This is a genomic window from Actinospica durhamensis, from assembly GCF_018139695.1.
GTDB classification, from domain to species: Bacteria; Actinomycetota; Actinomycetes; order Streptomycetales; family Catenulisporaceae; genus Actinospica; species Actinospica durhamensis.
Window position 1 is genome coordinate 1 of the sequence record NZ_JAGSOG010000048.1, and the last position, 14,456, is coordinate 14,456.

The following is a 14,456-nucleotide window of genomic DNA, read 5'->3' on the forward strand; positions in this document are numbered from 1 at the left end:
GCCCGGGGGCGTCGGGGCCCGCGGACGCCCGGCGCGAGGCGGGCCGCCGATGGGAGGCGCTGCTCTCCGAGATCCGCTCGCGGCCGGGGCTCGGCGACTTCTGGGCGGTGCCGACGATCGACCGGCTGCGCCGCCAGGCCCGCGACGGCCACGTCGTGCTCGTCATGGCCGGACGCGAGGGCGGCAGCGCACTGATCCTCGCGGACGACCCGGCGGAACCGGTCCGGCACCTCCCGCTGCCCGGACTCGGCAGCGACAAGGCCCGGGAACAGGTTCTGCACCTTCGCAGAGCCCTGCGCGGCACGGCAAGGCCCGCCTCGGCGGGCGCGGGGACGGCGCCGCACGGGACCTCGGTGAACGACGTGCTCGGGTGGCTCTGGGACGCCGTGGCCGGACCCGTACTCGCCGCGGCCGGGCACACCGCGGCCCCGGAGCCGGGTCGGGCATGGCCGCGGATCTGGTGGTGCCCCGTCGGCGTCGTCGCCGGACTGCCCCTGCACGCGGCGGGCCACCACCCCGGTCTGACGCCGGAGTCCGACGACCCGGACACGGTCCTGGACCGCGTGGTCTCGTCCTACACGCCGACCATCCGCGCCCTCGGCTACGCGCGCGAGGCGCCCGCCGCCACCGAGCACGCCGGCGAGCGCCCTGCCGCCGACAACGCGCTGATCGTGGCCGTGCCCGCGGCGCCCGGCACCGCGCCTCTGCCCGGAGTCGAGACCGAGGTCCGACTCCTGCGCCCGTTGTTACCCGACGCCTTCGTCCTGACCGGCCCCCAAGCCGTCCGCGACATCGTCCTGACCGCTCTTCCGCGCTGCGCGGTCGCGCATTTCGCCTGCCACGGCGTCAGCGACTGGGCCGATCCCGAAACCGGCCGCCTGATTCTTCATGACCATGAGACCAAGCCCCTGACACTCGGCCGGGTCTCCGGGCTGGATCTGGCAGAGGCCGAACTCGTCTACCTCTCCGCCTGCTCCACCGGCGACGCGATTCCGCGCCTCGCGGACGAAGCCGTGCACATGACCGGGGCGTTCCAGCTCGCCGGGTATCGCAACGTCGTCGGCACGCTGTGGCCGATCTCGGACCGCGCCGCGTCGTCCATCGCGGCCGGATTCTACGAGCGGCTCACCGACGGCGGCCGGCGCCCGGCCGACGTCGACGGCGCGGCCCACGCCCTGCACGAGTCCGTGCGCGCCTACCGTGCCGTGAATCCCTCGCCCGCCCGATGGGCCGCGCACGTCCACGTCGGGCCCTGATACGCGCCTCCCGCGACGGGTTCCGGCGCAAACGCGCCCGGCCGCCCGAACCGCGCGTTATCCTCCCTCCATGGTGGATGCCGGGGAAGAGTCCCGAGGCCGGCTGGCACCCCTCGTCGCAGAGCTCGCGGACGAGGTGGGGGAGTCGCGACTCACCGAGAAGCAGTGGGCCGTCGTGGGCGAGCTCGTGGGGCGACTTGAGGCCGCGGTCGCCTCCGGGCACGGGCTCGCGATGGAGCGGGCCCTGGTGGAACTGGAGGGCATCGGGCCGTTCCGGGCGGTGAAGGCGGGTTCCGTCGATCACGTCGCACAGCCCGAGCCTCTGCGCGAACGCCTCGCCGTACTCGTCCACACGCTCCAGGCGTCCGCCGCCGCGGTCGCGCGGGAAGGCCTTGAGCGACAGCATCCTGATGAGCAGCCCCGTGCCGCTCGCTGAATGCGAACTCGCCGTCCACCTCGTCGCGATCGCCGACGGTCCGGGCGGCACGACCGGCACAGTTCGAGCGTACGGATACCTGCTCGAGGTCTGGTCGCGATGCCGTACGCGGCTGGGCATGACCGAGCCGTTCCCGGACTCGACGGCGCCCCCGGAACCCGCGCCCGATCGGGCCGGGCGGTCCGGTCTCCTGGCGGCCGCCCAACGTCCCGGGGCCGGCGTCTTCCAGGTCATCCTGCGTTGCGAAGACGGCCTGCTGACGCTCTCGGCGATCCTGTCCCCGGCCGGCGGATCGGCGCAGGATCAGGCGCAGGAACCGACGCGGGAACCGGCGCAGGCCGCAGCGGAACGAACGCAGGAGACGCAGGCCCCTGCGACCGACTGGGCCGAGCTCGAGGCCCGCTGGGACGAGGTGGCCGGCGAGCCCCCGGCCGAGCTGATCGGGGACTTCCGGCTGCTCCTGGCGAAGGACGCCCGCCCGTCGCTCAGGTCGGCCTTCCCCCGGCTGGGGCCCGAGGCCGCGCACTGGGATCAGGGTACGAAGACGAGGGACGGGATCGTGCTCGGCGAGGTGTCCGCGCGTGACGACGCGCGCATCGCGCGGCGCATCGTGCTCCTGGCCAAGCCCGGGCGCGACGCCGAACTGAGCGCGTGGGCATGGTCGCGCGGCGACCTGGCCGCCACGCCCTTCGCCCGCTACCTCCAGCACACGGCGAGACTCCGCTACGAACTGCGGGTATGGGCCGACGGCGCCCACCCGCGGCGGCTGCGCCAGGACGTCGACTCCGCCGTCGACGCCCTGATCGCGCTGCTGCCGACCGGCGCGGTGGACGCCGACGATCCGGACGGCGGCGGCATACTCAGCTCGACCGGCCGGATCACGGCCCTGCTCGCCGCCGAGACCGGGGTGGTGGTCACCGTGACCCGGATGTGCGAGATGCTGCGGACGGTCGAGATCATCCACGGCAACATGGCGGCCGTGCTCGGCCGACAGGTCGCGGCCGACGACACGCAGACGCTGTTCGCCGACGACCGGGGGCTGGCCGTCTGGCTGGAACACCGCCTCGCCGACGACATCGCCTACCTGAACGCCGCGAGGGAACGCGCCCGCGACGTCACCTCCTTCGCCGACCAGGTCGTGCGGCGGATCGCCGGCGAGCGGGAGAGCGCGGCCCGCAGCAGACAGGAACGGCTCACCGTCCTGCAGACGGCGATCACCGGCTCCATCCTGATGGCGCTGACGGCGATCCAGGCGCTGGGCTACCACCCGGCGGTCCGGGCGCAGGCCGCGCCCGCTCTCACCGCGCTCCTGAGCTCGCTGACACTCGCGCTCTCCACCCGGGTGTTCGGAGTCCTGCTCATCGGGCGCTCCCGGGTGCTGTCCTGGCTCGACGTGTCGGCGTGGGGCGCGGCGGCCGCGGCCGCGAGCTGGCTCGCCCTCTCGCTCGTCGGGAACGTAAGACTCGGCTCCCTCAGCCCGACGGGGACCACCGGCGCGGTCTCCGGCGCGGCTTTCGCTCTCGCCGTGACCGCCTACTTCGTGATGACGAAGATACGGAGACGCTGACATGGACCCGGTCGACGAGGTCGACGGCGCGATTCTCGCCGCCAGGTCTGCCTGTCGGGAAACCGACCCGGCTTCGGTCGTCCGCCTCGCCGCCCTGCTGTATCTGCGCTACGAGTTCCTGGACCCCTCAAGGGGTGCTTCGCTCAGAGACGTCGTATTCGAAGCGATCGTCACCGGGGCGTGCGACCAGGTCAAGCCGGTAGATCAGCTCGGCGTGCCGTTGCCGTCCGGCTATGCGGACCCGGCGCGCGCCGAAGCACTCGGCGAGATCGTCGGCCTGCTCGAGCCGCTCGTCTCCCGGCTTCCGGGTCGGCCCGATTGCGCCGCGCTGCTGGCACAGGGACTGCTCTCACGGCATCGGGACACCGGGGCCGCCGCGCCACTGCGCCGGGCCGTCGAGGTGTGCGAGCGGGTGCTGGAGGACGACGCCGCGAACCCGGAGGCGTTGCACTGCCTCAGTTCCGCGCTCGTCGCCCTCGACCCCTTCGACGGCGACGTGGAGCGGCTGGCGATTGCGGTGCGGTCTTCCGCGCAGGCCGCCGAGTACGGCCCGCTGCCCGGCCCGCGCAAAGCCGTCTACCTCTGCGGCCTCAGTCACGCGGCCCAGGCGTTGTTCGCCCGGACTCGCCAGACGGACTTGCTGCAATGCGCCGTCGAGGCCGCGGCCGACGCGGTGGACCTCGCCGAAGACATCGAACTGGTCAGGGCAGAGGCCGGATACGCTCTCGGCACGGCGATGCTGCGCACCTACGAGGCGGATCCCGACCTGTTCCCGATCGAGAGCGCCGTCACCTGCCTGCGCGAAGCAGCGTCCGTCGAGGCGAAGCCCGAGTACGTGGCGGCCCTCGCCAACGGGCTGGTCCTGATGTACTTCGTCAACTCGGACGAGGACACCCTCGCGGAGGCCGCGAGTGAGGCGCACCGGGCGATCGGGCTCGCGCGCCCGAACCACCCAAACCGCCACGAATTCCTGCAACGCCGGGCACTGACCTACTACCTCGGCGCCATCACCGGCGGCGGCGACTCGCTGCTGACCACGGCGCTTTCATTCCAGCGCTTCGCCGTCGGCTGCCTGCCGCCCGCGCACCCGCGGCCCGCGCAGTACCGCGGTGTCCTCGCCGACATATGGCTGGCGGAGTACGACCGCACCGCCGCGGTCGACGACCTCGAAGGGGCCCTCGAGTCGGCCGCCCAAGCGCGCAGGCAGTCCGGGCCGGACGATCCCGACCATGCGGAGCATCTCGGCCGCTACGCTCGCGCGCTGGCGATCTGTCACGAGGAGACCGGCGAGTCCCTGCATCTCGAGCGGGCGATCCTCACGACCCAGGACGCCGTCGAGATCACCGGTCTGCCGGACAACGTCCGGGGACCGCTGTTGCTCCAGCTCGGAACCCTCCTGACCAGGTACGGGGACCAGGCCGGCGGCCAGGCGTTCACCGCCGCGCGCAATGCCGCGCGCGCGTGTGCCGACCTCGCGGAACTGGTCCCGTTCGTCCGGGCGCAGGCCGGCCTGCTGTGGGCCGAGCTGGCCATGGACGCGGAGCAGTGGCCCGAGGCCGGCCTGGCCTGCATGAGGACCCTGATAGCCGTTCGCGACATGACGGGCTTGGAGGTGAGCCGGGACGCGCAGGAGGGTGTGCTCGCCCAGTTCTCCGGCCTGCCCATGTCGGCGGCGGCGTGCGAGCTGCACACCGGCTCCGCCGACACGGCGCTGACCGTCCTCGAACTCGGCCGCGGGGTCCTGCTGTCCCAGGACATGGATCTCGCCGGGGACATACGGGCGCTGCGGCAAGACGCCCCGGAACTCGGCGAACGGCTCGCGGCCCTGCACCGCGAGCGTGCCGAGAGTTCGGCGGCGCTACACGACATGGCGCTGACGGACGCGTTCCTCCCGTACGAGGCGGGCGGGCACGGTGGCCGTCGGCGCCGGTCGGCGCGCACCATCCAGGCCCTGATCGACGAGGCCCGCCTGGTACCGGGCCACGAGACGTTCCTGTTGCCGCCGACCATCGAAGAACTCGTCGCGGCGTCCGCCTTGGGCCCGATCGCGGTGATCAACGTCAGCGCGCTGCGTTCCGACGCGCTCGTCGTGCAGCCGACCGGCATCACGCTCGTCCCGCTGCCCGCGCTCACCCCCGAGGCGGTCGAGGAGGTCGGCGCACGCATCCTCGGTACCGTGGACCGACTCGACGAGCCGGACGGCCACGACTCGATGCTCGACGCGCTGGCATGGCTCTGGGACCACCTGGCCGAACCGGTCCTGGCCGTCGCGGCGCCGCCGCACCCGGGTGCGCCGCGACCGCGCCTGTGGTGGTGCCCGACCGGGCTGCTCAGCTTCCTGCCGTTGCACGCGGCCGGCCACCACCGCGACGACCCGGGACGCAGCGTGCAGGCTCGGGCCGTGTCCTCCTACACGCCGACGATCCGCGCCCTGCGGCGCGCGAGAGCGTACGCCCGCGCAGTGCCACAGGACGCTGACACGACCCTGCTGGCGGTCGGCGTCTCCGACACGCCGTACGCGGCCGAGCGGCTTCCCTCCGCGGAAAAGGAGGCTGAGGCGGTCGCCCGTCTGCATACGGGCACGACGATCCTGACCGGACCGGCCGCAACCGTCGAGGCCGTCCGCGCCGAGCTGCCCCGGCATCCTCGCGCGCACTTCGCCTGCCACGGCACGCTGGACCCGCGCTCGCCGTCGCATAACAGCCTCCTGCTCAGCGACGCGGACGACTTCCTGACGGCCGGGGACATCTCCCGCCTCGACCTGTCCGGCGCGCAACTCGCCTACCTGTCGGTGTGCGACACCGCCAGGCCCGACCCGGCGAACGCGGACGAGGCACTCCACATCGCCGGCGCCTTCCTGCTGGCCGGCTACCCCGAGGTCATCGGCACACTGTGGCGCGTGCCCGACGCGATCGGCAGGCGGCTGGCCCGAGCCTTCTACGGCCATCTCGCCGCCGGCTGCGCCCCGGCCCACGCGCTCGACCAGGCGACGACCGAGCTGTACCGCCTCGCACCCGACAAGCCGGGCCTTTGGGCGAACCTCGTCCACTTCGGCGCCTAGGGCGGCGAGGGGGTGATGCGGTGACGCGGTCCGCTTCGAGGCCCGGACGTGCGGGCGTGGTGGGAATCGGGATAGGCGCAACGGAATCGTCGCACCGGATAGTCTGGGCCTTCTTTCAGGCCAGGGCTATCCAGGATGGCGCAGGTGAGTGGTGCGGTGACGATGCAGCGGACCGTTGACGCGGCGATCGCCGACGCCGGGTGCGCCGCGGCGGAGTTCGACGACGCCGGGCGCTGGCTGGCGGCGGCCGTCGAACGGCCGTTGGACCCCTTCGCGGCCGAGGTCTGGGTGACTGATCCCGGCTTCGGCCACGTCCTGCTGGTCCGGCACCGCTGGCGGGGCTGGGTCCCGCCGGGCGGCCGGGTCGACTGGGGTGAGACGCCTCGGGAGGCCGCGATCCGGGAACTGTTCGAGGAGACCGGGATCCGGGCCGAACTCCACCCGGTGCCGGCGGCGGTGAGCGTACGCTCCTACCGCGCGGACTGGCTGCCGACTCTCGGACTGTCCTATACGGCGGTGGTCGACCGTTCGACCCCGCTCGCGGCCGAATCCGGACAGCCTGCCGACTGGTTGTCCCTGGACCGGCACTGGGACGGGATGTTCCCCGAGGACCGCGACCGCATCCGCGACCGCGTCCGTGGATTGGCCGAAGGGCTCGGCTGACCGCCGCACCCGCGGCGAGACCCCCTTCCGACGCACGTCCTGCTGATCGCTCCCGCGCTGGCGGCCGCCGCCTGGCCCATGCGTGTGGCCTGGTGCTGCGCGCTCCCGAGTAAGAGCGCGCAGCACCAGGCCATTACCGACCTCCGGCGGCCCCGGCCGGCACGTGAGGCGGTGTCGGGCGGGGCTCTCAGTGCCTGCTGGCACCGTTGGCGCCGGCCAACTGGTAGTCCCGCCAGGCGCGGGCGCCGGTCGTGGTCGCGTGCCGCGCCTGGCGCATCTTGTCCGTGGCCACGGCGGTGGGTGAGACCTCGCTTCGTCTCAGCCACTCGCGCGCGGCACGCGTGAGTGCCAGGCCCACCAGGCCCGTACCCGCGGTCGCCACCATGAGTCCGGCGCTCGCGAGCACGGCGCCGGCCTTCACCATGCGGAAGTCGAGCATGAATGTCGCGCTATCGGAGTTCGTCATGCCTATACCTTCCGGCGCCACGCGCCGATGCGGCACACCGGCCGTCCATCCGGGTGGCGCGGCAGGGCAGGCCAAGGCGCGCCACGCGCTCCGGAGCCCGGTCTCACCCGTTCGTGGACGACTGGGATAAGAACTGGTCGAGAGAGACCTGATAGCAATCTGAGAATCTCGCTAGAGCGGTTCACGGACTACTGATTCAGCCTGCGCGTACATCGAGGCGCAGGCCACGAAATCGGTGGAGAACCCGTCTTCTCAGCTTCCTACCGCACTTCACCATTCTATACCGTCTGGCGACGCGCTGGCCTGCGCGATGAATGAGTAATCGGGCGGCAACTCTGCAATAAATGACTCAGACGAACACCACGCGGAAAGCGTGGCCGGAACCCAAGAGTGTATGAATATCCCAGGAGGGCTTTACCATGGGCATTTCTGTCTCCGCCAAGGCCGTTGCCGTCAAGACCGCCCGCTGGTCCGCGGTGCCCGTCCTCGCCGTCGCCGCGTTCGCGGTGGCGGCCGGGCCTGCCCTGGCCGACTCCTCGTCTGCCCGGGTCTCCGCCGACTCCGCCTCCGTCTTCCACGGCCAGGTGACCGTCGGCGGCGTGTACGAGTGCGGTCAGCGGCGCGGCACCGAGCAGCTGCGGGTCACCGTGATCGGCCAGGACCGCCGCGAGCAGGTCGAGGCCACCCGCGTGGTGAACGTCAACTGCGGCGGGTCCGCGCACGGCTGGCGCCTGACGCTGGGCACCGACCGCCGCAACGAGCAGTTCACCCCCGGCCTGGTCCGCGTCGAGGCGACCCTGGGCGACTCGCGCGACCGCTTCGACCGCGCGAGCACCACCCGCACGCTCTTCGCCCGCGGCATCTGACGCCGACGCGGAAGGCACCACACCACATTTGAAAGAGCTCTGACACTCGGCGGGCCGCTCAGCACTCCTCGAGCCGCGCCGACGCCGTCGAGGTGCGCAGGTGGGACGCGGCCAGGGCCATGGTTCCACCGAGGGCCGTGGCCACGAGGCGGGAGAGGGCGACGTCCGGCGCACTGTGTCCGAGCAGGTCGAGCAGCAGGACGACGAAGCCGCTGAGGAAGACGCAGAACACGAAGTAGTTCGCGCTGAAGACGGCGTAGGCCAGCCAGACCGTGCCCGCGGCGACGAGCAGGAAGGGCACCGCGCCGGCCTCGGCGAGGCCGGCCAGCAGGACGCCGAGCAGGACGCCGCAGGCGGTGCCGCCGATGCGGTCGAGGCTGCGCCGGATGGTGGCGGCGTGGCCGGGCTTGAGCACCAGCAGCGCGGTCATCGCCGCCCAGTACCCGTGCGGGAGCCCGGCGAGGACGGCGACGACATCGGTGAGTGCGACGACGACGGTCAGGCGCAGCACGTGCTGGCCCGGCTCGGCGCGGGGGTCGAGGCCGATCGAAGCCCTGGCGACCAGCCGCCGGAGCGTCCGCGCCCGACCCGCCGAGTAGGCTGCCGCATCCTCGAACTCCGGCTCTGACTCGAACCCCGACCCTGACACGAACCCTGACCCTGACACGAACCCTGACTCGGGCTCGGGCTCGCCGTGGCGGTCGATCGCGGTCAGCAGGGCCTGCCATGCGCCGCCGGACAGCAGCAGCGTCGCCCACAGCCAGGGGTGTCCGGTCGCCGTCGACGCGAGCAGCAGCGCGACCGGCCACTGCAGGCCCGCGATGCCGACCCGCTGGCTGAACTGGCCGCACAGGCCGGCGGCGTAGGTCGTCACGATCAGGGCCGCGAGCAGCGGCCAGGGCCGGTCGGCCAGGGTGGCGCCGGCGAATCCCGACACCGCCATGCCCAGGCTGCTCAGCAGTACGGCGCGCGCGTGCTGGCCGGGCCGGGCCCGGGTGGTCGCGGCGAGCCCGGAGGTGAGGGCGCCGAGCGCGGCGAACACGCCGAACTGCGGGTGTCCCAGCGAGACGCCCAGGGCCAGCGGGACCATCACGCCCGCCCCGAGCCGCGCGCCGCGGCGTACCTCGACGTGCGCACGCCGTACCGAGACGACCTGGGCCGTCGGGCGCAGGGCCCGGAAGGTTTCCGAGTATGTGGACAAAGTTCTCCTCCGGCGGTTTCGCTTCAGCCGATCGACTCAGCGATACGACACGCCTTCGGGCCGCCCCGGTCGGCGAGTGAGACCCGCCGGTTCTCCGAGGCGCTTCCAGGCTGACACGCGGGCCACAGATGCGTCCAATGCTTCAATCGGCACGTATCGATGCGCGATGCGCATGAGATGATCCGGAGTATGCAGATCGAGGAGCTCCGCTGGTTCGCCACGCTGTGCGAGACGGGGCACATGGGCCAGGCGGCGGCGGAACTCGGCCTGTCCCAGCCCGGGCTCTCCCGCGCGCTCGCCCGGCTCGAGGCCGAACTCGGCGCTCCGCTGTTCGACCGCAACGGCCGCGTGCTCGCGCTCAACCGGTTCGGCCGGGCCTTCCTCACACACGCCGAACGCATCCTGGCCGAGGACGAGGCGGGCCGGCGCGCGGTCGCCGAGTTGGCCAGTCCGCAGACCGGGACCGTGGCGCTGGCGTTCCTCTACACCGTGGGCAACTGGCTGGTGCCGCGCCTGCTGCTGTCCTTCCGCGCCGAGCATCCGCACGTGCGCTTCCATCTCGTGCAGGGCGGCAACTCGGCCAATCTGCAGGCGCTCGAGCGCGGCGAGGTGGACCTGGTGATCACCTCACCGCGTCCCGCGGATCCGGGGCTGGCCTGGCGCGCGCTGCGTACCGAGCACCTGTACCTCGCGGTCCCGGCCGGCCACCGGCTCGCCCACCGCAGGCGGGTGCGGATCGAGGACGCCGGGACCGGGCCGTTCGTCGCCACCAGGCAGGGCACCGGTCTGCGCGAGTCCACCGAGCAGATGTGGCAGCGGGCCGGCATCGAGCCGCAGATCGCCTTCGAGAGCGACGACGTGCCCGCTCTGCGCGGGCTGGTCGCCGTGGGCCTCGGCGTGGCGGTGCTCCCCCGTTCGCGCACGTACGACGGCAACATCGACGACTCGGCGGAACCCTGGCTGCGCTACATCCCGCTCGTCGCGCCGGACGCCTCCCGGGTCCTGGGACTGACCTGGCGCCAGGAGCGGTGGGCCTCGCCCGCCGTGACCGCCTTCCGCGACGCGGTCACGGCCCTCGCGCCCGAGCTTCCCTGACACCGCTCGATGCGAGAGCGGGCGGACTCCACGAGTGACGAGTGGCGAGTGCGCGGGCGTCGCCGAGCCCTGTACGCAGGGGCCGTATTCACCTCGACCCGGTCCGCGCGCCGCTGGTAGTTTGCTGGCCTGTTCTGTGAATCCTGGCCTTGCCGCTCCAGGCGGCCGCTCAGCAGGTGGGGAACCGAAAACCTTGGAATCTCTGATCAACGCCTTCCTCTACGGCAACGCGGCCAACCGCCGGGTCCACGAGGCGTGCGGTCCTTTCATGATCGGGTTCGACGCGGACAACGATCTCAAGTTCCTGAATTACGCGGTCCCGGAGCCGGACGCCGACCCGACGCCGCAGGACATCAGCGCGCTGATAGCGGCGTTCGAGGCGCGCGGCCGCATGCCGCGTCTCGAGTTCGCCCGGAAGGGCGCCGCACTGGTCGAGCCGGCGCTCCTGGCCGCCGGGTTCACCGTCGAGCAGCGCCTGCCGTTCATGCTCATCGTCCCGGCGGACCTGGCCTGGCCGCTGGAGGTCCCGGGGGTCGCGTTCCACGTGCTCGACGACTCCGCGACCGACGAGGAACTGCACGGCGTGGCGCTGACCCAGTACGAGGCGTTCCAGGGCGATCCGGCCGGCGTGGACTTCGGCCGCGAGGTCGAAGGGCTACGCGGTGGGATCGCCCGGGGCGGCGCGGCGGTGCTGGCCTGCGCGGCGCCGGGAACCCCGGACGCGGGAGCGCCGATGGGCGCGGGCAACTTCGGGGCACCGAGGGCCGGGACCACGGAGATCGGCGGGATCGCGGTGCGCGAGGCGTTTCGGCGCCGGGGCATCGGAGCCGCCGTCACCGGGGTGCTGAGCCGGGCCGCGTTCGATCTCGGACTGGAGTGCGCCTGGCTGTCACCGGCCGGGCCCGCCCAGGAGCGGATGTACGCGTCGATCGGGTACCGGAGCTCCGGCGAGATGGTGTTCATCGCCAAGGAGTAGGGCCGAGCACTGAGTTGGCCGAATTCTGACTCGACCGAGCACTGAGTCGGCCGAACACTGAGTCGACCGGGCGTTGTGACGGCACCACCGCACCGGCAAGCCGAACGGCCACCGACGGCTACCTCGCCTGACACCCGATCAGCCACGCACCACGGGCCCGCGCTCCGGCATCCAACCGGGCGCGGGCCCGCGGTATGCGCCGGATGTGAATGAAGATGTAGATGTTACGATTCATCGTGTGATGCCCTATGCAACCCCCGTGAAGCCGACTGCCGGACCTCTCGGCGAGCCGATTCGCGGGGCTGCGACCTTGGCGGACATCGCGCGCGCGGCCGGGGTTTCGGCTTCGACCGTTTCGAAGGTGCTCAACGCCAAGGGGGACGTGGCCGCCGCCACCCGCGAGCGCGTCGAGGCGGTGCTGCGGGAGTACGGGTACCGGCGCCGCGGCCCGCGCACGGCTCCCCTGCTCGATCTGGTGTTCCACGAGCTGCAGAGCGCGTGGTCGCTCGAGGTCATCCGCGGCGCGGAGAAGGTCGCGCAGGAGGAAGGGCTGAGCCTGGTGCTCTCCCAGTCCGAAGGACGCTCGACGCCGGGCCAGTCCTGGCTCGACGGGGTGCTCGCGCGGCGCCCGACCGGCGTCCTGCTCGTGCTCTCGAAGCTCGAGGCCGCCCAGTGCAGGCAGTTGACGACCCGGGGCATCCCGTTCGCCGTGATCGATCCGGACGGCGAGCTCGACGTGGACGTTCCCACCGTCGGGGCGACGAACTGGCAGGGCGGGCTCACCGCGACCCGGCACCTGATCCAACTCGGCCATCGGCGCATCGGCGTCGTGGCCGGGCCCAGCCGGATGCTGTGCAGCAGGGCGCGCCTGGACGGTTACCGGGCGGCGCTGGAGACCGCGGGCCTGCGTTTCGATCCGAAACTGGTCGTGGCCGGGGAGTTCCACCACGACGAGGGACACCGGCTCGGCAAGGAGCTGCTCCGATCCGAGGACCGGCCCACCGCCGTGGTCGCCGGCAACGACCTGCAGGCACTCGGCGTCTACGAGGCGGCCAGGGAACTCGGCCTGCGCATTCCGCAGGACCTGAGCGTGGTCGGCTTCGACGACCTGCCCGTCGCACGCTGGGTCGGGCCGCCGTTGACCACCATCCGCCAGCCGCTGGCCGAGATGGCCGCCGCCGCGCTGCACATGGTGATCGGTCTCGCGCGGGGCGACGAGCGCACCCGGGCGGCCACGCGGATCGAACTGGCCACGGAGCTTGTCGTGCGCGCCAGCACCGCCCCGCCGTCGAAAGCCTGAGCCGTCGTTCTCCGGCACGGTGAGACCGCGCTGCCGGGTCAGTGCAGCGCGATCGCCGTCCACGAGACCGGTGGGAGTTCGACCCTGAGCACGCCGTCGGCCAGCACGGCGCTCGCGTTGGCGAACGGCGTCACCCGATCCTGCTGCTCGAGGGTGTTCTTGGCGTACACATCGGCGTCGGCGAGCGTGACCGCTTCGAGGATGCGCGTCGAACCCAGGCTGCGCACGTCGATCGTGATCTGCGCGGTCTCGGTCAGGTCGCGGTTGACGAGGAAGACGGCGGCGCGGTCCTCGTCCACAGTGGCGACGGCGTCGACGAGGGCTGCCTCGCCGTGGCGCGTCGTCTGATACGTCGGGGTCTGGATCACGGGCCGGATCACCTCACCGGAGGCGAGGCGGCTGGTGATGGAGAACGGGTAGAAGGTCGTCTGGCGCCAGGCCGGCCCGCCGGGCTCGGTCATGATCGGCGCGATCACGTTGACGAGCTGCGCGAGCGACGCCGAGGTGACGCGGTCACTCCGCTTGAGCAGCGTCATCAGCAGGTTGCCGACTACGACGGCGTCGGCCACCGAGTACTTGTCCTCGAGCAGCCGCGGCGCGTAACGCCACTCCTTGGCGGACTGATCGGCCGCCTCGGCCTCCATGTGCTCCTTGACGTACCAGATGTTCCACTCGTCGAAGGAGATGTTGATCTTCTTGTCCGAGCGCTTCTTGTACCCCACGTGATCCGCTGTGGCCACGACGGTGTCGATGAAGAAGTCCATGTCGAGCGCGGAGGCGAGGAAGGAACCGAGGTCCCCGTCGAGCTCCTGGTAGTACGCGTGGCACGAGATGTAGTCGACGTGCTCGTAGCAGTGCTCGAGGACCGTGCGCTCCCAGTCGCCGAACGTCGGCATCCCGGAGCCGGAAGAACCGCAGACCACGAGCTCAAGGCTCTTGTCGGCCATCTTCATCGCCGCGGCGGTACGGGCGGCGATCTTCCCGTAGTCCTCCGCCGTCATGAAACCGGTCTGCCAGGGCCCGTCCATCTCGTTGCCCAGACACCACATCCGCACGTTGTGCGGCTCCACCGAGCCGTTCGCCACCCGCGCGTCCGAGAGCGCCGTGCCGGACGGGTGATTGGCGTACTCGAGCAGATCGAGCGCCGGCAAGATGCCCCGGGTCGCGATGTTCACCGCCAGCATCAGCTCCGAGCCGGTCAGCTTGAGCCACTTGGCGAACTCGTCCAGACCGACCTGGTTCGGCTCGAGCGAATGCCACGCCAGATCGCGCCGCACCGGGCGCTGCTCGCGCGGACCGACCGAATCCTCCCAGCGGAAGCCGGAGACGAAGTTGCCGCCCGGGTAGCGCACCGTCGAACTGCCGAGCTCCCGGACGAGCTCGACCACGTCCATCCGGAACCCGTCCTCGTTCGCACTCGGATGCCCGGGCTCATAGAGCCCGTCATACACACAGCGGCCGAGGTGCTCGACGAACGAGCCGAAGGTACGGCGGTTGACCGGTGCGATCACGGCTCGCCGGTCGAGTTCGATGTGCGCAGTGGGCATCGCAGTAATCCTTTCCTGCCCC

General features: G+C 71.9%; 12 protein-coding genes. 9 read left to right on the top strand and 3 right to left on the bottom strand.

The genetic code is table 11. The features are described from left to right. The 5 genes from KDL01_RS12520 to KDL01_RS12540 form a co-directional block, all read left to right on the top strand. A partial coding sequence (locus KDL01_RS12520) for a CHAT domain-containing protein (protein ID WP_212528615.1) occupies positions 1–1,256 on the top strand: 1,256 nt, incomplete at its 5' end. A gap of 70 nt (positions 1,257–1,326) precedes the next feature. After that, entirely contained in the window at positions 1,327–1,692 is a 366-nt protein-coding gene (locus KDL01_RS12525) for a CATRA system-associated protein (protein WP_212528616.1), read from the top strand. Next, positions 1,679–3,259, top strand: coding sequence for a CATRA conflict system CASPASE/TPR repeat-associated protein (locus KDL01_RS12530; protein WP_212528617.1), 1,581 nt, complete (start codon positions 1,679–1,681; stop codon positions 3,257–3,259). Before KDL01_RS12525 ends, KDL01_RS12530 begins: the two co-directional genes overlap by 14 nt. 1 nt (position 3,260) lies before the next feature. Continuing rightward, positions 3,261–6,320: a CHAT domain-containing protein gene (locus tag KDL01_RS12535; RefSeq protein WP_212528618.1), complete on the top strand. Its 3,060-nt coding sequence runs from the start codon at positions 3,261–3,263 to the stop codon at positions 6,318–6,320. A gap of 162 nt (positions 6,321–6,482) precedes the next feature. After that, on the top strand, positions 6,483–6,983 hold the full coding sequence (locus KDL01_RS12540; protein ID WP_212528619.1) for an NUDIX domain-containing protein: 501 nt from the start codon (positions 6,483–6,485) through the stop codon (positions 6,981–6,983). A 187-nt stretch (positions 6,984–7,170) separates the two neighbouring features. Here the strand turns inward: KDL01_RS12540 and KDL01_RS12545 are convergent, their stop codons facing one another. Next, positions 7,171–7,449, bottom strand: a complete 279-nt coding sequence (locus KDL01_RS12545) for a hypothetical protein (protein ID WP_212528620.1) — start codon at positions 7,447–7,449, stop codon at positions 7,171–7,173. A gap of 419 nt (positions 7,450–7,868) precedes the next feature. On the opposite strand from KDL01_RS12545, the gene KDL01_RS12550 reads away from it, so the two are divergent. Next, positions 7,869–8,315 (top strand): hypothetical protein, encoded by a 447-nt coding sequence (locus tag KDL01_RS12550; protein WP_212528621.1) that lies wholly within the window; start codon positions 7,869–7,871, stop codon positions 8,313–8,315. Positions 8,316–8,373: 58 nt separating this feature from the next. Here the strand turns inward: KDL01_RS12550 and KDL01_RS12555 are convergent, their stop codons facing one another. Next, complete coding sequence (locus KDL01_RS12555) at positions 8,374–9,516, bottom strand: FUSC family protein (RefSeq protein WP_212528622.1); 1,143 nt, start codon at positions 9,514–9,516, stop codon at positions 8,374–8,376. A 189-nt stretch (positions 9,517–9,705) separates the two neighbouring features. On the opposite strand from KDL01_RS12555, the gene KDL01_RS12560 reads away from it, so the two are divergent. The 3 genes from KDL01_RS12560 (at position 9,706) to KDL01_RS12570 (ending at position 12,887) form a co-directional block, all read left to right on the top strand. After that, positions 9,706–10,611: a LysR family transcriptional regulator gene (locus KDL01_RS12560; protein ID WP_212528623.1), complete on the top strand. Its 906-nt coding sequence runs from the start codon at positions 9,706–9,708 to the stop codon at positions 10,609–10,611. A gap of 193 nt (positions 10,612–10,804) precedes the next feature. Next, positions 10,805–11,587, top strand: a complete 783-nt coding sequence (locus KDL01_RS12565) for a GNAT family N-acetyltransferase (RefSeq protein WP_212528624.1) — start codon at positions 10,805–10,807, stop codon at positions 11,585–11,587. Positions 11,588–11,828: 241 nt separating this feature from the next. Beyond that, complete coding sequence (locus KDL01_RS12570; RefSeq protein ID WP_212528625.1) at positions 11,829–12,887, top strand: LacI family DNA-binding transcriptional regulator; 1,059 nt, start codon at positions 11,829–11,831, stop codon at positions 12,885–12,887. Positions 12,888–12,925: 38 nt separating this feature from the next. Here the strand turns inward: KDL01_RS12570 and arfA are convergent, their stop codons facing one another. Next, positions 12,926–14,434, bottom strand: coding sequence for an arabinosylfuranosidase ArfA (gene arfA / locus KDL01_RS12575; protein WP_212528626.1), 1,509 nt, complete (start codon positions 14,432–14,434; stop codon positions 12,926–12,928). Positions 14,435–14,456 lie beyond the last annotated feature (22 nt).